Raw genomic sequence first — 22,971 nt, 5'->3', positions numbered from 1 at the left:
TTACGCACGGTTAGTTATACCCTTCGTTCTGGGTGAGATTGATGTTGGTGCTGATAGCATTGGCAGGAATAGGATACAGGGTATCGGTAGCCTGCCAGTTAGCACCTTTAATGGGCCCTAGTACGGCATCGGAGCGACCGGTACGTTTCAGGTCGAACCAGCGATGGCCCCATTCGGCAAACAACTCCACATGCCGTTCTTGTTCTACGGCCAGCAGCAGGGCGTCTTTACTCAGCGTAGCAGGCAGGTCTTGCAGTCCGGCCCTTTCCCGGATGGCATTCAGGTCTGCGCGGCCACCGTCCAGGTCACTTTGTTGTATGCGGGCTTCCGCACGGATGAAGTATTGTTCCGCCAGGCGCATTACCATAGAATACTCTGTGATTTGCCCGGAAGGATCCGTTCTCACTTTGTACTTGTAAGGGAAATAATATGTGGCCCCGGCGGCAGTTTTGCGGAAGCCAGTCCATTGTGCCAGTCGCTGGTCATTAGCTTCGTACTTAGCGATCAGGTGAAGGGTATCTAAACGAATATAAGCAGTAGCCGTGGCCGAAGCAGGGGTGGAAGTAAGGCCTTCCCAGGTATTGCGCCCCCCGGTTATATTAATGGGTTCCAGTTGGAAAATGGCTTCTTCACTGTTGGCCAGGAACACTTTATTCAGGTCTGCCAGCAAGGAGTAGCGGCTGTCATTGATCACCAGCGAGGCGGTAGATGCTGCTAAAGCCCATTGTTTAGTATAGAGATAAACCCTTGCCAGCAGCGCATTGGCAGCGGCTTTGTTGGGACGCAGGCGCTGGCCGGTGGGATAATCATCACCCATCAACTGCACGGCAGATTTCAGGTTGCTAATAATGGTATCATACACCACGGCTGTTTTTTCGCGGGGCTTCACACCATTTTCTTTGTAGTCAGTACCGGTGATCAAAGGCACATCGCCATACAGATTTACCAGGTAGAAATAAAAGAAAGAGCGCATGAAATAAGACTCTCCCAGCAACTGGCTGCGTACGGACGGGGTAAGTGTTTTGGCATCCGAAAGCCCCGCCACGCAGGCGTTCATCTGGTAAATGAAGCTGTACAGGTTGGCAAACATGCTCTGCACATACTGGCTGCTGGGCAGCAACCTGTTTTCGCGGAACACGTCGTAATTGGCAAAACTGGTATAGTAATACATATCGTCTGCCTGCATGGCGGTGAGGTAGTTCATCAATATGTTGGCGAACTGGTAGTTATAAGAATACATAGCGCCATACACACCCGTTACGGCGGAAGTAGCCGCTTTGTCGTCTGTAAATACCAAATCGGATACCAATTCGTTTTTCGGTAAAGGCGTATCTACGTATTTATTGCAGGCAGTGCTGAAGATAAGCGGGAGGGTGAATAAAAATATATGAATGCGTTTCATGTTAAAGCTTTTATTGGTCTACGGTATAAGCGGTCATTACAGCGAAAACTGTAAACCGATCGTATATGTTTTCAAAGGCGGCATTACCGTGCCCTGTGTTTCAGGATCCATGCCGGAGTAGTTGGTGATGGTGAACAGGTTTTGCGCGGTGGCATACACATTCACGTTTGTGATCTTCCAACGCCGGGTATATTTAGACAGGTCGTAGTGCAGGGCCACATTTTTGAGGCGGATGTAAGATGCATCGTCCCAGTTGGCCGAAGACAGGCTATAGGCTTGGAAATTGGCAGTGCCGTCTGTAGTAGTGGCTGCCGGAACACTTGTTGCCTGGCCGGCGTGCTGCCAGCGGTCCAGGGCGCGCAGGTCCTGGTTGGCCAATGCACCAATGGCGGAAACGCCATAACCATAATCAATGCCTGGCCCTTCCTGTTTTACAAATTGCAGCAGGAAATCCAGGGTAAACCCTTTAAAGGAAAAGGAGTTTTGCAAACCGCCATAGAAGTCGGGCGACTGTTTACCCAGGATCACATAATCATCATATTCGGTGGGCGCATCCGGGGCATCGCCATGGGTGGAAAAGTTAGCGCGCCCGGTCTGAGGGTCTAATCCCATAAATTGATAGCCTTTCACAATAGAAAGCGGCTTTCCTACTACATATTGATCTTTATAAGAAGAAGACTCGATATTCGGGAAAGATTTCAGTTTGTTTTTGTTGATGGACACATTGGCGGATGTTCTCCAGGTAAATTCTTTGTGCTGAATGTTGATGGTATTTACCTCAAACTCCCATCCGCTGTTCATTACCTTGGCAGGCAGGTTGGCGGTGATGGATGGGAAACCTACCTGCGGACTCAGTGCATAGTCTACCAGTTGATTATCGGAAATGTTATAATAGAAGTTGGTGTTAAACAGAATGCGGTCTTTCAGGAAACCCAGTTCCAGGCCCACTTCCTTTTTATTGTTTTCTTCCCATTTATAATTTGGATTAGGCAGGCGGGAAGGGGACAGCCCCGATACGCCATCATAAGGATAAGCATTGGAGGTCCAGCTATCCAGGTATTGATAGTCGCCGATGTTGTCGTTGCCGGCTACACCTATGCTGGCGCGCAGTTTACCAAAGCTCAGGAAGCTGCCCTCTTTGATAAATGCTTCCTTGCTGAATATCCAGGCGGCCCCAATGGCGCCGAAGTTGCCGAAACGATTGCCCGGCCCGAAACGGGTGGAGCCATCGCGGCGGAAGGTAGCATTCAGCAAATATTTTTCTTCCCAGTTATAATTGATCCTGCCAAATATAGACGTGTAGCGGTAAAAGTTATACATAGAAGGTTTGGGTGTAATCAGGCTGGCGGCCTGCTGGTCGCCTAACAACGCGTCGCTGGAAAAACCGGTGGCTATAACAGATTGTCCCTGGCGGATGCTTTGCTGCCAGGTGCCGCCCACCATTACCTGCAGATCCCCTTTTGCGATTTTCTTATTATAATCTACCTGTGGCTCTACGATGTAAGATTCTACATCGGAGTTGCCGAAGTAAGACATGCTGCCGGTAGAAGTCATCGGGTTAAAGGTGGCATTCGGGTAAAGCTGCGTTTGTTTCATGTCTGTCCGGTTATATCCCAGGTTAGCCTTGAGGTTCAGGCCGGGCAGCAGGGTATAGCGCAGGGTACTGTTGGCAACCAGGTTATTGGTTCGCACTTCCGATTTGCGCAGTAAATAGGCCTGCGGGTTTTGCAGGTTACTGAACCAATAATAAGCACCCGTGCTATCGTACAGCGGGTAGTTGGGCGACATATTATAGAAGGAAGTAAGATCGGAAGCCAGGGAACGGTCTGTGCTGGCATTATAATTTAGGGAAGCCGTCACATTAAACCGTCCGTTTTCGTTGGTGTGGTTCAGGTTAAAGTGGGCGGAGCCGCGCTGGAAGCCCAGGCTGCCCGGCATAACCGTGGTTTCCTTGTGATAGGTGCCACTCAGCAGGAACTGTGTTTGCTCATTACCGCCAGACACAGATCCCTGTGCTTCGGTGGTATGCGCGGTGCTGCCGATGATAAATTTCTGCCAGTCGGTGGTTTTCTGCTGGTTCCATATCGTAAGGTCGGGTGCCGATTCGGCATCGTAGGTTTTGTTATCGTTGGCGTATGCCTCTTTACGCATCTGCACATATTGCGGCGTGTTTAGCATGTCCACGGTATTGACTACCTGGCTGGCGCCGGTGTATACATTAAAACTGGTGCGGGTATGGCCAGCCTTTCCTTTTTTAGTCGTTACCAGGATCACGCCATTGGCACCACGGGAGCCATAGATGGCCGTGGCGTCTGCATCTTTCAGCACGTCTATGCGTTCTATGTCGGAAGGGTTAATAGAAGCAAGCGGGCTTTGTTTACCGTTAGCCGACGTGAACTGGTTTAGCGGTTCCGAATAGTAAGGCACTCCGTCTATGATGTACAGCGGGTCGTTAGGGTTCAGGATGGAGCTTTGCCTCCGCAGCACTACTTTAAAATTGGAACCGGGCAGGCCGCTGGAAGAAGTAATAAACAGGCCGGAGATACGGCCCTGCATGGCGGCGAGCGGGTCCAGCACCGGCTGGTCGGCAATGTCTGCCGCTTTCAGGCTGGATACGGAGCCGGTATTATTCCGTTTGCTGGTGGTACCGTAGCCAATGATCACCGTTTCATCCAGGCCGCTGGTCTGCGCCTGCAAGGTAATCTGCAAGGGGCCATTGCCTACGCCTACCTCTGTTGTAGCATATCCTACATAAGAGATCACCAGTCTGTCGCCGGGCTTTGCGTTGATGGTAAACTGCCCCTGTGGGTCGGTAATGGCGCCGGTACTAGTACCCTTTATTTTAATGGTTACACCGATCAGGGGCGTGCCGCTGGCATCTTTTACCCAGCCACTTATAGGCCCCTGCACGGCCTCACTGGCTGTTGCGGGCAGTGTGCTGGTGGCGGGCTGGATTTTCTTTTTAATGAAAATAGTTTTGTCCTTGATCACATAATCCAGCGGCAGGTCTTTAAATACTGCGGCCAGGAATAGGGGCAGGGTCGTGCGATCTGCCTTGATGGTCACCGGTTTTACGGTGCGCAGCAGATCGCGGTCGTAAAAGAAAAGATAGCCCGTTTGGCGTTTCACCATGGATAATACTTCTTCTATGGAAGCATTTTTTACCGATACCGATACCGTTTGGGCAAATACACCCGCCGATACTTTGAGTGTGGCAACAATCATGAGAACAAGCGTCAATCTCATAATAAGCGCGATTTTGGTTGAGGAAAGTCCCGGCATGACGGGGCCTTTACCATGATCATTCAATTGCATAGATTTGCATTGTTAAGATGGAGGAATAGGTATTTAAGTATGTGCAACCTTAGTACGTATGCCGTCTTACTATTTAGCCGGGGGTGGGTCCAATCACCTCCGGTTTTTTTTATACGGCATGACATTACTTTCGCTAAAGCGTGTTAGGGATTTACATTCGATGGCAACGGACAAAAAATATTGGTGGCTTGTTATGGTGTTACAATAATTGTGCGGCCTTGCAGGCGAAAATGGATGCCGGTACTTTCCAGTCCTTCCAATACGTCTGCAAGCGGCAGGTTGCGTTCTATTTCGCCCTGAAAACGCCTGGAGGGCATACTGCCTTCATACACCACCGTTACGTCGTACCAACGCGATAGTTGCCGCATAACGGAGGAGATGTCTGCTTCCTGGAAATAAAAAGCTTCTCTTTTCCAGGCTAGTATGGCCGTAGTGTCTGCATGGTCGCTTACCTGTATGGCAGGGCCATTTACCAGGGCTTGCTGGCCGGGGGCCAGTACCCTGGAAGTGTTTCCGGTATGAACGCTGATAGCGCCTTCTATGAGGGTGGTGCGGATAAAAGGCTCATCCGTATAGGCGTTCACGTTAAATCCCGTGCCTAATACGGCTATGCTGGTATTTTGATTGATTTTTACGGTAAAGGGTTTGTTAGCCACAGGCGCTACTTCAAAGTAAGCTTCCCCCCTGATCTCCACGGTGCGCTGCGTGCCGGTAAAGGCGGTAGGGTAGCGGATGGAAGAGGCTGCATTTAGCCACACTTTCGTGCCGTCTGGCAGGGTAAGGCGAAACTGCCCGCCCCGGGGCGTGGTGAGCATATTCATGGCCGTAGTGGCATCGCCTTGGGCCAGGTATTGCAGCTGACCATTTTGTTGCTGCACTGTAGCTCCTTGTTGGGCAATTACCCGGTTACCATTGCTATCCAGCGGTATCACCGATCCATCGGCCAGGGTAAGCAAAGCACGGGAATGGCCCGGCACCACCGGTGAAGCCTGGATGGCCGCCAGGGGGCGGGATGTGGAAGACTGGTGGCGAAAGAATAAGCCGATGCCCACCAGCATTAACAAAATGGCGGCAGCACTCCACCATCCAAAAAGCGGGCGCAGGCGCGCCTGCCGGGAGGGGAAATGTAAAGCACGGAAATTGTTCCAGCCAGCTTCCGTATCAAATTTTTCGAATCGGTGGAGGTGTTCCTGTAGAAAAGCAGGATCCGTCATTTGATCAAATAAGCGCTGGTTTTCTAAAGAAGCACCGATCCACGTATGCAATTCTTCCTGCTCTGCCGCCGTCAGCAAGCCCTGCTGGTGCTGGCGGATCAGGTAAGCTGCCCGTTGTAAGAAAGGGAAAAGTTCTTTATGTTGATCTGCTTCCAATTTTGCGCTTTTGATATAAAAACAACAGCAAATTGGTTTCGATTAAAGAAAATGGTCTAATTCGTTAAAAAAATTCTAATAGCAGAAGTTAATGTGTGTGGCGGAGTAGTACCAGGTACATGCCTAGCAGGGGAAGGATATTTTTTTTGAGCAGGCCACTGCGGATGAGTTTAAGTGCCCGTAGCTTTTGGGCGCGTACGGTATTATAAGAGAGGTGAAGGGTATTGGCAATGTCTTCGTTTTTCCGGCCTTCCAGGTAACTCATTTTAAAGATGCGGCGGCACTGGTTGGGCAGCCGTTCTATTTCCGCATACAGTTGCTGCATGATCTCCGTTTCCGTCAACACAGGGTCAAACCTGTTTATGTCCAGCGATTCCTCCTCGGGGTGCAAATAAGAAAACTCTTTTTCTTTCAGGGAATGCCGTTCCCGGCTTTTAATAAAATTGAGGGAAGCGTTTTTAGTGCTAATGAAAAGGAAGGCTTTAATACTGCTGGCCGATCCGAAACCGTTGCGTTTGTCCCAGAGCTTGGAAAAAGATTCCTGTACCAGGTCTTCCGCTTCCTGATCGTTTGCCACGATGGAATTGGCAAAATAACAAAGCGCCTGGTAGTGTTGACGAAAAATAAACTGAAAAGCAGTGGGGTCGCCGGCCGCAAACCGCTGTAATAAAATCTCTTCTGTATATAAACGTTCTTCCATCCCTTACAACAGCCCACCTGTATATAATGTGTTCACTGCTATAAAAATATTTAAAAACGAGCGATTTAACGCATAAAATAATATAGAAGGGTATTCTCAGTGCCTGGATATTGGATCACTGCATACTTGATTGGTAAGTTCAATGGCCTCCCCAAGATTTGTAGCTTACAGGTAAACGATAATGCTACGGTGACTATAAGCGTATTTTTATATTATATTTTTATTATATGTTTTACAAGGAGTTCATTTTCGCTACCCTTGCTTCAACTATCAGGATGTGCCTGGATGTTATGTTACTGGTTATACGATCATAAAATCACTAAAGAATGGTTACGCAAGCGATTGTGAGATTTTGCGCAAGCGTTTGCATGGATGTTAACTGTGTGTGGGTATTACCTTAGTGCGGAATTTATCAACAGACCATTCAACTTTATAAATCGCATGTTGCCGTCGATACTTCACGCATACGGATTGAACGCAGCGCAATGCAAGATTACTCCCTTTGGCAGCGGGTTAATAAACCGTACTTGGAAAGTGGAGGCGCCTGGGGGCCGCGATTATATACTGCAACAGATTAACCAGGATGTGTTTCAACAACCGGATAATATTGCCGTGAATATTAGCTCCCTGGCAGCGTATCTGCGCCAGCATGCGCCAGGATATTTATTTCCAGAACCTGTAGCCTCTTTAGATGGCGCAGGTATTGTACGCGATATAACCGGATATTTTCGCCTCCTGCCTTTCATTGGGCCTTCTAAGGCGTACGACGTGGTAACCTCACCGGCCATGGCCTATGAGGCTGCGCGGCAGTTTGGTCGTTTTACGCGCCTGCTGGAAGGCTTTCCCTATCAGCAGTTGCGCACCACGCTGGCAGGCTTTCACGACCTGTCCCTGCGTTATACCCAGTTCCAGTCGGTGTTGCGGGAGGGCGATCTTTCCCGCATTGCGGCAGCCCATGATAGCATTGCCTTGGTGCAGCAGTTTCGGGATATCGAGACTACCTACCGGCATATACGGCAGGACCCACAATTTAAATTGCGCGTTACTCACCACGACACTAAAATTAGCAATGTACTGTTTGATGAGGAGGGGCAAGGACTTTGTGTGATAGACCTTGATACGGTGATGCCTGGTTATTTTATCAGCGACCTGGGCGACATGTTGCGCACTTATCTCTCCCCGGTTACAGAAGAAGAAGAGGATTTTAGCAAAATTAATATTCGCGATGCATACTTCTCCGCCATTATAGCGGGCTATCTGAGCGAAATGAAGGATAGCCTCACCGCAGCCGAACTTCAGCACCTGGTGTACGCGGGTAAGTTCATGATCTATATGCAGGCCCTGCGTTTCCTGACCGATCACCTGAACAACGACCGTTACTACGGCGCACGTTACGGAGGACATAACCTTGTAAGGGCTAATAACCAACTGGTGCTCTTGCAGCAACTCACCGCAAAAGAAGATGCCTTTAAAGAAATAATTCAGCAGGCATTAAAAACGCCCCTGAGGAAGTAATGTTTGAATAGAGAACAAGCATGCAAAGTGGTAAAAAGGCCTCGCAAAGTGCGGGGCTTTTTTTATGGTCCTTTCTGTAAGTAACAAAAAAAGCCCTGCATTTTTTTGCAGGGCTTTTAAATAAGATATAAGGACTATTTAAAACTCATTACTTACTCCAAACACCGGCTGACGGGTTTTCCAGGCGCCCTTGGTGAAGTCGGGAACGGCTTGTACCTGACCGCCTTCCAGGATAGATTTTTCGCTGAGTGGGGTAACAGCATACCAGGTAGCCAGGTCATACACATCCAGCGGAAATGCCACGTTGCGTTTAATGCATTCAATGAAAGCATTGTCTACGAAGAAGTCCATGCCGCCATGTCCAGAGCCTTCAGCGTCTTTAGAATAACGTTGCCACAGGGGGTGATCGTACTTGTCCAGGTATGCTTTTGAACCTTCCCATTCATCGTAAGGGCTTACGTCTTCCAGGTAAATGCGGCCCGTGTCGGATGCTCCGGATCCGTATTCCTGCCACAGTCCATTGGTGCCCTGTACGCGGAATCCCAGGTTGTAAGGACGGGGAGAGCAGGTGTCCAGTGAAAGCACAATTGTTTCTCCGTTGGCGCATTGGATTTGCGTGGTAACAATATCGCCCTGGACAAATTTCACCTTCGCGTTGGGATGATCTGCTCCCCCTTTCTTCTCAATATAGCGGTGCAAACCACGGCTCTTAGTGGATACGGAAGACAGGTGGGTGATACGGTTGCCCCGGTTCAGGTCTATCATCGTAGCTACCGGGCCAAGGCCATGGGTAGGATAGTTGTCGCCATTATTGTGCAGGTAATGGGCCGTGCGCCATTTGGATTCGCTGAAGCCCTTCTCGCCAAAATCCACGTTGTTCTTATCCTTGCCATTGCCAAAGAGTACCGTGCGCAGATCGTGTTGGTAGCCGCCTTGTAGGTGCAGTATTTCGCCAAACATGCCTTGCTTTACCATATGATGTACGGCCATGATATCGCGGCGGTAACATACATTTTCCAGCATCATAAGGGGAACCTTCGTTTTCTCGTAAGTGTTCACAACATCCCAGCAGTCCTGGAGCTTTTGTGCGCCGCACACTTCCATGCCTACAATCTTACCGGCGTTCATAGCGTCTATACCTTGTGGCAAGTGCCATTCCCAGGGTGAGGCGATAAACACTGCGTCTATATCGTCGCGTTTTAGTAGGTTTTTATAATCGTGGGGACCGTTGGTATATTCTACTGCCGCTTTTTTGCCAGCTTTGGCAATGCGTTTTTGGGCCATGGCCATCATATCTTTATCGGGGTCCGCCATGGCGATAATGTCTACATCACTGCGTTTCAACATTTCTTCGAGGTGGGTTTGCCCACGCAGGCCCACAGCAATCAGGCCTATGCGCACCTGTGGTTTAATCACGCTGCCAAAAAGCCGCGCCGGTTGGAGGAGCGAGAGGCCAATGCCCGCCATGGTGGTATCTCTCAAAAATTTTCTACGATCGTAGCGATTCATGGTGATAAATTTGTGGTTGTACCTTAAACTTACACCTTCCTTTTTGTAAGCGGAAATGCAAACGTTTGTGCTAATTTGTGTGCATAGTACCGGTTGGTTGTCCGGCATTGTTATGGCGGCGGTAAGTTTGCGGTCATAACCGGCAGGTAGGTAAGGGCCTTGCTGCAAAACATATGCATAAGACTTGGTTGTATTTGTTACATTTATGATAGCTGATCTTTCTGCCTTGCGCCGGAAGGGATATTCCGTTGCGACGGGGGCTTTCTTTTTGATGGTGTAAAAGAAACAAATGAGCGTAAGCGAATTCATGAGGACCCGTAAAAAATAAAAAAAACCGAATAAAGACACATGGCGGCTACGTAAAATGGCTAAAATTTACTGCACGCCGCTACAGCAAATGAGCGGAAGGTAGTACAAAAGCTCACGCGCACAATCACAACGTCATTTCCCTGCTCTATACATGGTCGCAGGTTAATTACTAACGATAACGCATATACGTTTTTAATGTACGGAAGTGCTTATCTATGCTAGCATTTTTTAAGTCCTTTGCAGATTGTTATGAAAGCCTATTATTGATAAGTAGGAAGACACATATTTAATTCATACGATGAAAATAAACATTTTTATAGGGCTGGCAGGCTGTGTGTTAGGGGGCATTCCGGCCCTGGCACAGCAAGTATTTACCGGCATAAGCCTCAAGGCTACTCCCGCCTATCTTCGCTACCATGACCAGCCGGCACGCATGGCTCGCCTGGAGTTTCATGGCGGTAATGCCTATGCTCCGGGTGTGGTATATATTTCGTTCAATGGTTTGGAAGACAGTGTGCAAATTTTGCCCGGCCAGGAAGGTCTTCGCTATTACGAACTACCCCTACCCGGCGCGCCCGTGGAGGTAGAAACGCAGGCCTCCGTAAAATATATGACTAACGGTAACGCATATACTGCTCGTGTGCTAGTACCCCCAGCCCGCCAATGGAGCGTGTACCTCCTGCCGCATGCGCATGTAGATGTGGGCTATACAAATGTGCAGGATAAGGTGCTGGCCATTCACATGAATAACATAGATGAAGCCATTAAGATCGCGGAACGCACGCAAGATTATCCGTTGGAGGCCCGCTTTAAATGGAACACTGAAGCAATCTGGGTAGTAGATAATTATCTGGCAAAGGCCAGCCCTGCAAAAAAAGCGGCGTTCTGGGAAGCCGTGAAAAAAGGATGGATAAACCTGGATGGATCTTATGGCAATGTGAATACCAGCGCTACCAGCCCGGTACAGTTGCTGCACCAGTTTCAAACCAGCTTACAGCTTGCGAAAGAAAATGGGGTGGAGATACACACTATGTTCCAGGGCGACGTGCCGGGCGCTTCCTGGGGACTTAGTGCCCAGTCGGATATTACGGGGATCCATTATTTTTTGAGTGCACCCAATGCGTCGGACCGTATAGGCGAAGCAGACAAGCTGCGCGACAAGCCATTCTACTGGGTATCGCCCTCCGGAAAGCAGCGGATGCTGTTCTGGCAATCATCGCCTTACTCCATTGGTTATATGCTGAAGGGGGATAAAATCCCCAACTTCTTTACAGTAGAAAATCCTACACCGTTTTACACCGGCAAGCCTTCCGAAAATTTTCTGAATCCCTGGTTGTTCGGCTACCTCGAAGATCTCCGGCAAAAAGGATTTCCGTATAATATGACCCTGCTTACCTGGGCCATGAGCGATAATGCGCCCATTGATCCTGAACTACCCGAAGCGGTGAAGGCCTGGAATGAGCGGTATACCTCGCCCCGTTTGGTGATTACGTCGACCCACCAATTCTTTCAGGATGTTGAAGCAGCTTACCACGACAAAATTCCAACCGTGGCCGGCGATTACACGGAGTATTGGACAGATGGTATAAGTTCTGGCGCAAAGGAAACGGCAATCACCCGTAACGCCTCAGATGCCTTGCAGCAGGCCGGCGCTATCTGGGCTCTGCGGGGCCGCAACGATTATCCTGCTTCGGATTTTAATAAGGCCTGGATAGATATGGTGATGTTCAATGAACATACCTGGGGCGCTTACAATAGTGTGTCCGAACCAGCCGATCCTAAAGTAAAAGCGCAGTGGGCTTATAAACAAAACTTTGCCTTGCAGGCCCAGACACGGTCTTCTGCACTATTAACCGCCAGCATAGCGGGAGATAACGCCTTGCCCAATGCGGTGGATGTATACAATACGCTTGCCTATACCCGCACCGCCTTGGTAACCGTGCCTGCCGCCCTTAGTCAAGGGGGCAACCTGGTAACGGATAACCATGGACATAAACTGCCATCACAGCGGCTGAGCAGCGGGGAGCTGGTTTTCCTGGTTACACAGCAGGCCCCTTTTAGTAAGCAGCGCTACCACATCAGCCCCGGCAAAGCCTTCGTTAAAAACAGGGCTACCGTGAACGGATATACGTTGAAAAACGATTTTTATACCGTGCAGGTAGATGCACACACAGGCAATATCAGCAGTCTGCAAAAAGCAGGTAGTGCCGCTAACCTGGCAGATGCAGGTGGCCTGAATCAATACGACTACCTCGTGGGCGATTCCGTGGGCGGTCTGAAAACCGCACACGACGTGCGTATCCGGGTCAAGGAAAACGGTCCGCTGTTGGTTAGCTTGTTGGTGAGCGCCCAAGCCGACGGTACCCACCAACTAACCCGGGAGGTACAACTGGTGGCCGGTGTAGACAGGGTAGCTTTCATTAATACCATCGATAAAAAAGCAACCGGCGATAAGGAAAGCCTGCATTTTGTATTTCCTTTTCATCTGCCTGGCGCACAGGTGCGCTATAACATTCCCTGGAGCAGCATCACCGCGGAGTCGGACCAGTTGCCGTTCTCCAACCGGAATTGGTACACCCTGCAGCGTTGGGTAGATGTGTCGGATAAGGATCATGGCATTACCTGGTCTAGCCCCGATGCCCCCCTGTTTGAAATAGGGCAATACCCCACCGCCGGTTTGCTGGGCGGATTGCATAACTCACCCCTTTGGCGCACATATACTGACCAGCAACCAATCATTGCTTCCTGGGTAATGAACAACTTGTGGCATACGAATTTCCGGTACAGCCAGGAAGGGCCGGTAATTTTTCATTATTATCTGCACGCACACGCTGCTTACAATGCTGCTGAAGTAAATGAAACCGGCCTGGAAAATCACCAGCCTTTGGTTGTTGCCGCCGCTACCGGCGCGGGGGCGGAAAGCTTGTTTTTCCAGTTGCAGTCGGGTAATGCCTACGTAGAAAATATAAACCCTGCCAGCGATGGTAATGGCGTGGTGCTGCAATTGGTGAATGCTGCGGAGTCTCCCACACAGGTAACATTTACCGCCCGGAACAAAGCAGTCTTACACCTATGGGAATGTGACTTGTTGGAATCGAATAAAAAGGAATTGGGTACCCGCTTCCATATACCAGCAAAGGGTGTACTGATGGTGCGGGTGGGTAAACAATAATGAATATGGAAGTAAGCACAAATACCCGGCAAACCATGCGGGCGCTTGTTAAAAAGGTAGTGGCCGGCGCTGTGAGAAATATTTCCCCGGTATGGAGCCGCTCTTTCACTTGTAATTTTCACTCCCCTGAGGCCATGCTACAGTATAAATAGCAGGCCGGTGGTTGGAAAGGCGGCTGCCGGTGAGGGGCTTAAAATTCGCCATCACTGGTCATTTGAGCGTGATTTGACCGGGAAATTAAAAATCTACTTTGGACTTATTGGGAAAAATCTTATTTTTGCCACCCGCAACAACAAAAATACTATTGCCGAATAGTATAACGGTAGTACGACAGACTCTGACTCTGTTTGTCTTGGTTCGAATCCAGGTTCGGCAACAAAAGGCCAAAATCCGCTTCAATAGCAGGTTTTGGCCTTTTTCTATGCGCAGGATGTTCCCACCATTTTCCAGGAACTTACCTCAAAAGTAGAGTTGGTATATTCAGCGAAATAGTACTTACGAAGGTTTCACTGGTACATTTCCCGGGTGGTGTTCTGGTAGGTGAGCGGTGTTTGCTGTTGATGCCGTTTAATAAGCGTTTGAAATAAGAAGCCTCATCATATCCGAGATGGTAAGTAACTTCCTTACTGCTATCCGTCGTGTGGAACAATTGTCTTTTGGCTTCCTGCATATTTAGGGCGTGGATATGCTCAATGGCGTTTTTGCCGCTCTGCTGTTTTTCCACCGCGCCAAGATGCCGGGCCGAAATGTGTCGCATGTAAGCATAGGCAGCCACGTTTTGCAAGGTGGTGTAATGGGCTGCTACCAGCGATTGGAATTTCTTTAACAAGAAAGCAAACCCCAAAACCTGTGTTGGGTTCCTGCACTTCTTATACATACACCTGTGCCGGCACGGTTAAATAAAACATGTCTGGCCGCAGTATGTAAGGTATTGTGTTTATCCAATGACGGCTGCTCCCTGCTTTTTACCACCACGAACATGTAAAAATTTTTCCGGTGATGCGTCAAGAAAAAAGAGGGGTTGTGTTGTTCTGTTCCATGCAGGTCCCTCATCTCGAACAAGCTGTTTCCATTGGCAATGGATGGTAGCAAAGAATAGGCAGGAATGGTGCTATTAGTAAGCAATTCCATAAGGTAAATGTAAAGCATTTTAAAGGAGCACCCTATTTTGCGTTATGATGGCCCGTTACCAGGTGGGGTTGGCTGTTATCATTGATATGCTGCGCTGCATAATGTACAAGTTAACCGTTTTTGCAACATTCACTAGATAGCGAATGCACTGCCACCTTCCATACCAGTCTACCGGCGGCCTCGCGAAGCTCATAATTAGTTAGCGAGTAGTGATGATTAATAGATTCTGTAGCGAATTTGTTTTCAGTTAACAAAAAATAACAATCTTCTATGCCGGAGTGGTGAAAATATTGTTCAACTTGCAGTCATTTAGAATGAAGCTGGGACTGCATTAGAATAAGATTAAATTGTTTTATGGCATCATTAAAACAGCATCAAAACAGACATCATTAAATACGTATCTTTATTCAGGCAAGCATACAGCATTATGCTGCTGTTGTTGATCCTCATCCATGGCTTGCCTGGCAAAAGATAATAGAATATAAAGCAAAACGGGAAGTAATGAAATTACATGCGACCATCGCTTACGCGGTTATTACGCTGGGCAACCTGCTTACAGCCTGCCATCAAAAGCCTGACGATAGCAGGAAAGGCGGCTCAAAAGTATACCAGGTATTAACCGTGCAGCCACAACAGGCTACCATTTTCAGTGAATTTCCGGCGGTTATTGAAGGCCAGCAAGTGATTGAGATCCGTCCCAAAGTAGATGGCTACGTAGAAGCTATTTATGTAAATGAAGGAGCCACCGTGGCTAAAGGGCAATTGCTTTTTAAGATCAGCAACCCACAATACGACCAGGCCGTAATTACCGCCAATGCCGCCATTAAAAGCGCTATTGCCGATGTAAATGCTGCCCGGATGGACGTAGAAAAGGTAAGGCCGCTGGTAGAAAAAGACATCGTAAGCGCTTATGAACTGAAGTCGGCCGAATATACTTTAGAATCTAAAGAGGCCGCGCTGGCGCAGGCCAATGCAACCCTGGCCAATGCAGAGACCAACCTGGGCTATACTTTCCTGCGCGCGCCGCAGGCAGGTGTAATTGGTTCTATCCCTTATAAAATTGGCGCGCTGGTGAGCAGTACTACTACCAATCCACTCACCATGCTGTCTACGATCTCCGATGTGTATGCATACTTTTCCCTCAATGAAAAACAATTACTCAACCTGTCTGAGCGACTGAAGGGCAGTAGCTGGGAAGACAAGTTGAAGCAACTGCCACCAGTAACCCTGGTGCTGGCCAATGGGGTAGAATATCCGCAGAAGGGCAGGGTAGAAACGGCCAGCGGTCTGATTGCTACCGAAACAGGTACAGCCAGTCTTAAAGCACTGTTTCCCAACCCGCAGGGCGTTATCCGCAGCGGTGCCAGCGCTACCATCCGCCTGCCACGTGTGATAGACACGGCCTTACTGGTACCGCAAAGTGCTACTTACGAATTGCAGAACAAACGTTTCGTGTATGTCGTACTCAAAAATGATATAGTTATGAGTACCGCCGTTACCGCAGTGCCCAGTAACAACGGGCAATTCATGATCGTGCAGCAGGGACTGAAAGCCGGCGACCGTGTATTGATAGGTGGTAATAACCTGAAAGATAGTACGAAGATTGTACCCAAACCTGCCAATGCAGACAGCCTTAATCACGTGTTCCAAGCAAGTCAAAGTCAATCCTAACCGGACATCTTATGCTGAAAATATTCATAGAACGACCGGTGCTCAGTACCGTTATTTCCATTCTTATCGTGCTGCTGGGTATACTCGGCGTGGTAAAATTACCCATCTCCCAATACCCTGACATCGCACCACCCACGGTGCAGGTATCTACTACCTACAGTGGTGCCAATGCGGATGTAGTGCTGAAGAGCGTGATTGTTCCGCTGGAACAGCAAATCAATGGGGTGGAAGGAATGACCTATCTTACTTCCACGGCTACGAATGATGGTGTAGGCAACATCCAGGTGTTTTTTAATGTAGGCCGCGATCCGGACCAGGCTGCCGTAGACGTGCAGAACCGCGTATCTGCCGCCACCGCCCTGCTTCCTCAAGAAGTGACCAAAGTAGGGGTTACGGTGCGTAAACGGCAAACCAGTAACCTGCTGATCATGTCTATCTACAGCGATAAGCCGGAATATGATCAGACTTTTTTGCAAAACTATGCGGCCATCAACGTGATCCCGCAGTTGCAGCGCGTAACTGGTGTAGGGGATGCCAGCGTATTTGGCTCCGCCAAGACGTATTCTATGCGCATCTGGCTAAAACCCGATGTGATGTCGGTGTACGGTGTGTCTACAGACGATGTGCAGACCGCGCTTACAGAACAGAACATCGACGCGGCCCCGGGTAAGTTCGGGGAAAATGATAACCAGAGCTTCCAGTACGTAATCCGCTACAGTGGCCGCCTTACCTCGGTAGACCAGTTCGAGAATATCATTATCAAATCTATTGGCAACGGACAGTATCTCCGCCTGAAAAATATTGCCCGCGTAGAATTAGGGTCACAGACCTACAACAGCTTTACGACTACAAATGGAAAACAGTCGGTTGGCATTTCCATTAACCAAACCCCCGGCTCCAACGCACGCGACGTTATCAATAATTGTAAAAAGGTGCTGGAACAGGCTGCCCAAAGTTTTCCGCAAGGTATTCACTATACCTACATGGTAGACATTAACCTGTTCCTCAATGCCAGTATTGAAAAAGTAGTACACACCCTGATAGAATGTTTTGCCCTGGTGTTTCTCGTGATCTTTATTTTCCTGCAAGACTTTCGCTCCACGATTATTCATGGCATTTCAGTACCAGTATCTATTACCGGCACTTTCTTCTTTCTCTATTTGTTTGGTTTCAGCATTAACCTGCTTACCTTATTTGCACTGGTGCTGGCTATCGGTATTGTAGTAGACGACGCTATTGTAGTGGTAGAGGCAGTGCATGCCAAATTGGAAAGCGGATATAAATCTCCGGTGAAGGCCGCTAAGGATGCCATGAGCGAAATATCCGGCGCCATCGTAGCTATCACGCTGGTGATGGTGTCTGTATTTTTGCCAGTAACTTTCGTAACCGGATCGGCAGGCGTGTTTTACCGGCAGTTTGGAATTACGCTGGCCATTGCTATTATTATCTCCGCAGTTAATGCACTTACGTTGTGTCCTGCCCTGGCAGCGCTTTTTCTGAAACCACCTGATCATGGCAAGGAAGGGGAACAGAGAACATTAATGCAACGGTTTGGAGTGGCCTTCAATGCCGGCTATAACGCGATGACCGCTAAATATAGTAAGGCCGTAACCTTCCTCTCGCACCGGCGCTGGCTGGTGTGGGCGGCTGTTATCATCTTTGCTGCCAGCTTCGTAATTCTGCTGCGCAGTACACCCTCCAGTTTTGTGCCTAAAGAAGATATGGGAATTATTTATGCAAATGTATCGCTGCCGCCAGCATCATCCATGGAGCGGGTAACGGCCATCGAAAATCAGGTAGATAGTATTGCCCATACCATTCCGGAGGTACAAAGTACGTTGCGTAACCTGGGTCAGAACTTTATTGCAGGAACAGGGAGTGCCTATGGCCTGATCATCATCCGCCTCAAACCTTGGGACCTGCGCAAAGGTGTGAGTGACGATGATATTATTAAACAACTCACCGCCCGCACGGCCTACCTGCACCCGGCCAGTCTTGTATTTATGCAGCAGCCCACGATTACTGGTTTTGGTACCAGTGGCGGCTTCACGCTACAACTACAGGACAAAGGAGGCCATACCATCGACGAATTTTATAAAGTTGGGCAGGCCTTCCTGGGCGAATTAAATAACCGGCCTGAAATACAATATGCCGCTACTTCCTTCAATCCCAATTTTCCACAATATCAAATGGATGTGAATGTGGCCAAGTGTAAAGATGCGGGTATTATGGTAACGGATGTTATCAGTGCCATGCAGGCATTTTATGGCAGTTCTTACGTATCTAATTTCAATGAATTTGGTCAGCAATACCGGGTGATCATGCAGGCAGATACTAACTACCGGTCTACCACTTTAGGCCTCAACCGTATATCGGTGAAGACTCCTAATGGCATGGCGCCTGTAACGGAGTTCATTACTATGAAGCGCATTTTCGGGCCGGAAAGCGTATCGCGCTTTAATTTGTTTACCGCTATCTCGGTCAATGGTTCGCCCAACCCTGGTTATAGTACCGGCCAGTCGCTCCAGGCCATCCAGCAGGTGGCGGCCCAAACCTTGCCGCAGGGATATGGCTTTGAGTATTCAGGCATATCGCGGGAAGAACAGAATGCGGGTTCGCAAATGGTATATGTATTTATTTTATCACTGCTCTTTGTGTACCTGCTGCTCAGTGCACAGTATGAGAGCTACCTGTTGCCTTTTGCCGTGCTATTGTCTCTGCCGGTAGGGCTTTCCGGCGTGTATGCATTTGCAAAAATCTTCAACCTGGATAATAACATTTACGTACAGATTTCGCTGATAATGCTCATTGGATTGCTGGCTAAGAATGCCATTTTGATCGTAGAGTTTGCAGTAGAGCGCAGGGCTAAGGGCATGGGCCTGTTGGAATCTGCGATAGAGGGTGGCAAGGCGCGTTTGAGGCCTATCCTCATGACCTCTTTTGCCTTTATATTTGGGCTAATGCCGCTTATGTTTGCCAGTGGTGTTGGCGCTAAGGGAAACCGGTCTATTGGCACAGGCGCTATTGGCGGTATGCTGTTTGGCACCTTGCTCGGTGTATTTGTGATACCTACCTTGTTTGTAATTTTCCAGGGATTGCAGGAAAAAGTGCGGGGCAAAAAATTGTTGGTAGATGAGGAAGAGGATCAGGATCACCCAGCCCCGGCACATTCGTAAAAATTTAATGCAGTTGTAATTATGAAATGGGCAATTATTATTGGTTTAATATTACTGGTTGCTTCCTGTAAGGTGGCGAAGCCCTATCATACCCCTCAGGAAGCGGTAGGTGCAAGCCTTTACCGCGACAGCATCCAAACGGCAGATAGCAGCAACCTGGCAGACCTTTCCTGGAAACAGCTTTTTTCCGATACCACTTTGCAGGCATTGATTGCCGATGGTATTGCGCACAATTTGGACTTAGAAGTAGCCATGGCTCGCATTCGCCAGGCAACGGCCAACTTGCGCCAGAGCAGGGCGGCATTTTTCCCTGAACTTTCCGGCGGCCTTACGGCTACTTACCAGCAACAGGCCAACAGGGGCGCGGTTAGTAATGAACTATATGAATTGGCAGGTAGCAGCAGTTGGGAAGCAGATCTCTGGGGGAAATATAGAAGCTCCAAACGTGCGGCCCTGGCGGCTTTGCTGCAAAGCCAGTCCTACAAGCGTGCCGTAATGACCCAGCTTGTTTCCGATATCGCTACTAACTACTATGCCCTCCTGGGCTACGATGCCCAATTACAGGTAACCCTCAAAACCGTGGAAAACCGCAAGCTGGACGCCATTACCATGAAAACGCTCAAAGAAAGTGATGTGGTAACCAGTGCTGCCGTAGTGCAAAGTGAAGCCAATCGTTACGCTGCAGAAGTAACCATTCCAGACCTGCGGCAATCTATCCGGCAAACGGAAAACGCCATTAGCGTGTTGCTGGGTCGTAATCCGGGCGATATTCAGCGGGATAGCCTTAAAGACCAGAAGGTTTATACTGATTTAAAAATAGGGGTACCTATCCAGCTGCTGGCCAACCGGCCAGATGTGCAGGAAGCGGAATACCAATACCGTTATAATTTTGAACTAACCAATGCCGCCCGTGCCTATTTTTATCCTTCCCTTACCATCACCGCCCAGGGCGGTTTATATAGCACCAGCGTGTCTAACTTTTTCAACGCGCCGGCTTTGTTTGGCAGTGTGGTAGGCGGGCTTACACAACCCATCTTTAACCGGGGTTTAAATAAACAACGCCTGCAAGTCGCCCAGGCACAGCAAGACGAAGCGCTGATCACCTTCCGGCAAACGTTGCTTACCGCAGGGCAGGAAGTATCCGATGCATTATTCAATTACCAGGCCGCCGTAGAAAAAATTAGTTTGCGTGAAAGGCAAATTGCTTACCTGCAAAAAGCAGTAGACTATACGAAGGAATTACTGAAATATACTTCTTCCACCAATTATACCGATGTACTCACCTCCGAACAAAGCCTGCTGTCGGCACAATTGGATCATATCAGCGACAAACTGCAACAGTTGCAGGCAGTGGTAAATTTATACCGCAGTTTAGGTGGCGGATGGAAGTAAGGAGATATAATCAAACTTAATTTTTTTTATACACAGGGGGGCTGCCTTTACAGGTAGCCTCCTTTGTTATTATAAGCATACACTTTACTTCACTACAGGAAACGCCGATATCCGCAACCTTGCGCCTCCCATCGGTACCAGCGTGAGTGGGGTGACCGGCTCGCTGCTCTGAACGGGGCTTTGCGGCAATACCGCTACCAATCCATATTGATCAATGCCCCAGGCTGGGATCTGCTTGCCCTTTGCGATCAGCACTATGGGTGCATTGGTGTTCGTGAAAGGATTATTATCCGCCGGCCATGCTTTCTTCATCACCTTAAAGGAGCTGGCCGGATCTTTTTCGTTTAACAATAAACCATAGTTCCATGAAGAACCAGGATGAATCTCGAAAGAAGGCCATTTTTCCGGATCGGCGCTGGGCTGCCATCCGGCATCGCCCTGTGCATTATGGCGGCCGTCTGTTTTGGTGTAGTCTTCTTTAATTTTCAGCGAATAGGTAAGCGGGCCATAATTCACGCTTACGCTGTTTTTATTTTTATCCCAGGTACGCACGCTGATTTCCATCGGGAAGTTGATGAATACCTGATCGCCATTTTTCCAGCGGTTACTCAATTTAATATAACCGTAGGCGTTAGCAGTTATGGATAATGCCTTGCCATTCACCTTTACGGAAGGTGTTTTACACCATTCCGGGATACGCAGATAGAGCGGGAAATCCACACTGGCAGCGGTGTTCAACGTGAGTTGAATACCGCTGTCGAAAGGGTAGTGGGTGTGCTGGGTGATGCTTACTTCCTGGCCATGGCCCACTTTGGCTTTTACCTTATTTTCGAAATAAAGTTGTGCCGCCAGGCCATTGTCTGGTGTGGCCATCCAGCTGTATTCGGAATAGTATACCCAGCCAGCTGCGTGGTTATGCTGGCAGCAGCGGCTGCTGAAGGGGTTCATCATCAGGAAAGGGCCTTCGTTGGCAATGCCGGGCGAGTGGTTTTTTCCATCGTTGATGATCATGTTCGGCGCGGTGAGATAACGCAGGGAACGGTAGTCCGGCGTGAAGGCGGCGGAGAACTGGTTAAAAGCTACATTCTCCGCATTTTCCGCCCACAGCGGATCTCCGGTGATGCTGGTGAGCATATTGTCTGAAGTGATCTGTTCCACCATGCCGCAGGTTTCAATAGCCTGGCGGGGATCGTCGTAACCTTTGCGCGCGTTTTCATCGGCGCCGAACATGCCGCCTGGCACTTGTCCGTAAATGTTACGCACCAGGTAAAAATCGTTATAGGTGGCGTGCAGGTCATTGGTGTCTTTGCTTTGCTGGTAGTACTGTGCGGGCTCGCGAAAGCACTGGGCGATATTCACATTGTGCCAGTTGGGCAGGTTATTGAGCTGGCGCCAGTTGGCCGTATTTTTGTCCAGTTTTGTGGCCAGGTCCAGCAGGAACCTGTCGCCGGTGATGTTGTACAGCCAGTAAACGCTGTACATATTATCGCCTCCACGGCTGTTTTCCCAATAGTCTTCCAGGAATTGATCGTCGGGGATGGAGAGCTGCCATTTAAAGTATCTGGTCATCAACGTGAGCACACGCGGGTCGTGGGTGTAATCGTAGTACGATTGCAGGCACCAGAGCATAGGCATGTTAGTCCATAGATCGCGTTTGCCGGTGCCCCTTTCCACCTTGGGGCCGAAGTCGCCGTTATCGCGTTGGTTATTGAGTACGGCGTTTATCCAGAATTTGGTTTCTTTCAGCATATGCTCATCGTGCAGTATGTAGGCCATATCGCCATAACCTTTCAGCCAGTAGGGAAGCTCTTCCCAACCGTATTTGCCTATACCTTCCTTATTCAGCCAGGCGTTGTCGGTTTTGGAAAGCCATAGGCTGATCTCGCCGAGATGGCCGGCCAGGCCGTCTCTTTCCAGCTCCATAGCTTTGCGCACAAAACCGCCGGGGGTAATACTGGCAATGGGTAGTTTAATGAAGTAAGACGCTGCAAGCGGTGCTTTGTTACTGGTGTAAAAAGCATTGGTCTGAGCATTCGATAACCGGTTTATCACTTCACCTTTTTGCGCAACAGCGATGTGGCATAACGTGAAAGCCAGTATGGAGCATCCCAGCCGGGCAAGTTGCTTTTTCATTGCAGGAAATGATTTAAATGATTGAATGGTGGTTTCCGCATTATAACGTGAATATAGGAGATAGGTGAAATAAATGTACAGCATACATTTTATAACCTAAGAGGGTGCTCTATAATTAATTTAAAATTTTCAGTAACGGCGCTATAATTACTCAAACGTTTGCATTAACCCTAATC

The 22,971-nt window shown here is 48.9% G+C and carries 14 protein-coding genes and 1 tRNA gene; 8 read left to right on the top strand and 7 right to left on the bottom strand.

The annotated features are described in order from the left end of the window. Nucleotides 1–10 precede the first annotated feature (10 nt). The 4 genes from GA0116948_RS02265 to GA0116948_RS02250 all read right to left on the bottom strand — a co-directional run bounded on the left by GA0116948_RS02265 (nt 11) and on the right by GA0116948_RS02250 (nt 6,787). On the bottom strand, nt 11–1,402 hold the full coding sequence (locus GA0116948_RS02265; RefSeq protein ID WP_089708581.1) for a RagB/SusD family nutrient uptake outer membrane protein: 1,392 nt from the start codon (nt 1,400–1,402) through the stop codon (nt 11–13). A 36-nt stretch (nt 1,403–1,438) separates the two neighbouring features. After that, nucleotides 1,439–4,648, bottom strand: coding sequence for a TonB-dependent receptor (locus tag GA0116948_RS02260; protein ID WP_165798321.1), 3,210 nt, complete (start codon nt 4,646–4,648; stop codon nt 1,439–1,441). A gap of 260 nt (nt 4,649–4,908) precedes the next feature. Further along, complete coding sequence (locus GA0116948_RS02255) at nt 4,909–6,087, bottom strand: FecR family protein (protein WP_089708577.1); 1,179 nt, start codon at nt 6,085–6,087, stop codon at nt 4,909–4,911. 88 nt (nt 6,088–6,175) lie between these two features. Beyond that, on the bottom strand, nt 6,176–6,787 hold the full coding sequence (locus GA0116948_RS02250; RefSeq protein WP_089708575.1) for an RNA polymerase sigma-70 factor: 612 nt from the start codon (nt 6,785–6,787) through the stop codon (nt 6,176–6,178). Nucleotides 6,788–7,228: 441 nt separating this feature from the next. Between GA0116948_RS02250 and GA0116948_RS02245 the strand changes: the two genes are divergently transcribed. Continuing rightward, nucleotides 7,229–8,302 carry a phosphotransferase enzyme family protein gene (locus GA0116948_RS02245; protein WP_089708573.1) on the top strand — a complete coding sequence of 358 codons (1,074 nt, stop codon included), beginning with the start codon at nt 7,229–7,231 and terminating at the stop codon, nt 8,300–8,302. Nucleotides 8,303–8,440: 138 nt separating this feature from the next. On the opposite strand, the gene GA0116948_RS02240 is transcribed toward GA0116948_RS02245, so the two are convergent. After that, entirely contained in the window at nt 8,441–10,120 is a 1,680-nt protein-coding gene (locus GA0116948_RS02240; protein WP_240619115.1) for a Gfo/Idh/MocA family protein, read from the bottom strand. 298 nt (nt 10,121–10,418) lie between these two features. Between GA0116948_RS02240 and GA0116948_RS02235 the strand changes: the two genes are divergently transcribed. The 4 genes from GA0116948_RS02235 (at nt 10,419) to GA0116948_RS02230 (ending at nt 13,668) form a co-directional block, all read left to right on the top strand. Beyond that, nucleotides 10,419–13,292, top strand: a complete 2,874-nt coding sequence (locus GA0116948_RS02235; RefSeq protein ID WP_089708570.1) for a glycoside hydrolase family 38 N-terminal domain-containing protein — start codon at nt 10,419–10,421, stop codon at nt 13,290–13,292. A 5-nt stretch (nt 13,293–13,297) separates the two neighbouring features. After that, a complete protein-coding gene (locus GA0116948_RS21185; RefSeq protein ID WP_165798320.1) occupies nt 13,298–13,444 on the top strand; it encodes a hypothetical protein in 147 nt (48 codons plus the stop codon). 7 nt (nt 13,445–13,451) lie between these two features. Next, entirely contained in the window at nt 13,452–13,607 is a 156-nt protein-coding gene (locus GA0116948_RS21180) for a hypothetical protein (protein WP_165798319.1), read from the top strand. Further along, a tRNA-Gln gene (locus GA0116948_RS02230) sits at nt 13,598–13,668 on the top strand. Before GA0116948_RS21180 ends, GA0116948_RS02230 begins: the two co-directional genes overlap by 10 nt. Before the next feature lie 78 nt (nt 13,669–13,746). Here the strand turns inward: GA0116948_RS02230 and GA0116948_RS02225 are convergent. Beyond that, nucleotides 13,747–14,136, bottom strand: coding sequence for a helix-turn-helix domain-containing protein (locus GA0116948_RS02225; RefSeq protein ID WP_165798318.1), 390 nt, complete (start codon nt 14,134–14,136; stop codon nt 13,747–13,749). 788 nt (nt 14,137–14,924) lie between these two features. Here GA0116948_RS02225 and GA0116948_RS02220 point away from each other — a divergent pair. From GA0116948_RS02220 to GA0116948_RS02210, 3 genes are read left to right on the top strand one after another with little or no spacing between them, the layout of a single operon-like run. Continuing rightward, the gene (locus tag GA0116948_RS02220) at nt 14,925–16,094 is read left to right on the top strand and encodes an efflux RND transporter periplasmic adaptor subunit (RefSeq protein WP_089708566.1); all 1,170 of its coding nucleotides are present in this window, start codon (nt 14,925–14,927) and stop codon (nt 16,092–16,094) included. 11 nt (nt 16,095–16,105) lie between these two features. Continuing rightward, entirely contained in the window at nt 16,106–19,270 is a 3,165-nt protein-coding gene (locus GA0116948_RS02215) for an efflux RND transporter permease subunit (RefSeq protein WP_089708564.1), read from the top strand. A gap of 21 nt (nt 19,271–19,291) precedes the next feature. After that, nucleotides 19,292–20,662, top strand: coding sequence for an efflux transporter outer membrane subunit (locus tag GA0116948_RS02210; protein WP_089708562.1), 1,371 nt, complete (start codon nt 19,292–19,294; stop codon nt 20,660–20,662). A gap of 84 nt (nt 20,663–20,746) precedes the next feature. Here GA0116948_RS02210 and GA0116948_RS02205 read toward each other — a convergent pair whose 3' ends face one another. After that, a complete protein-coding gene (locus GA0116948_RS02205; RefSeq protein WP_089708934.1) occupies nt 20,747–22,795 on the bottom strand; it encodes a beta-L-arabinofuranosidase domain-containing protein in 2,049 nt (682 codons plus the stop codon). Between the last annotated feature and the right edge of the window lie 176 nt (nt 22,796–22,971).

It is taken from the genome of Chitinophaga costaii, assembly GCF_900094705.1.
Lineage (GTDB): Bacteria > Bacteroidota > Bacteroidia > Chitinophagales > Chitinophagaceae > Chitinophaga > Chitinophaga costaii.
This window is presented reverse-complemented; position numbering and strand designations above follow the sequence as displayed.

Coding starts and splice junctions, on each gene's coding strand:
- GA0116948_RS02210 (WP_089708562.1), top strand. CDS start 19,292: ATGAAATGGGCAATTATTATTGGTTTAATATTACTGGTTGCTTCCTGT.
- GA0116948_RS02265 (WP_089708581.1), bottom strand. CDS start 1,402: ATGAAACGCATTCATATATTTTTATTCACCCTCCCGCTTATCTTCAGC.
- GA0116948_RS02260 (WP_165798321.1), bottom strand. CDS start 4,648: ATGAGATTGACGCTTGTTCTCATGATTGTTGCCACACTCAAAGTATCG.
- GA0116948_RS02235 (WP_089708570.1), top strand. CDS start 10,419: ATGAAAATAAACATTTTTATAGGGCTGGCAGGCTGTGTGTTAGGGGGC.
- GA0116948_RS02205 (WP_089708934.1), bottom strand. CDS start 22,795: ATGAAAAAGCAACTTGCCCGGCTGGGATGCTCCATACTGGCTTTCACG.
- GA0116948_RS21185 (WP_165798320.1), top strand. CDS start 13,298: ATGGAAGTAAGCACAAATACCCGGCAAACCATGCGGGCGCTTGTTAAA.
- GA0116948_RS02245 (WP_089708573.1), top strand. CDS start 7,229: ATGTTGCCGTCGATACTTCACGCATACGGATTGAACGCAGCGCAATGC.
- GA0116948_RS02220 (WP_089708566.1), top strand. CDS start 14,925: ATGAAATTACATGCGACCATCGCTTACGCGGTTATTACGCTGGGCAAC.
- GA0116948_RS02215 (WP_089708564.1), top strand. CDS start 16,106: ATGCTGAAAATATTCATAGAACGACCGGTGCTCAGTACCGTTATTTCC.
- GA0116948_RS02240 (WP_240619115.1), bottom strand. CDS start 10,120: ATGAATTCGCTTACGCTCATTTGTTTCTTTTACACCATCAAAAAGAAA.
- GA0116948_RS02250 (WP_089708575.1), bottom strand. CDS start 6,787: ATGGAAGAACGTTTATATACAGAAGAGATTTTATTACAGCGGTTTGCG.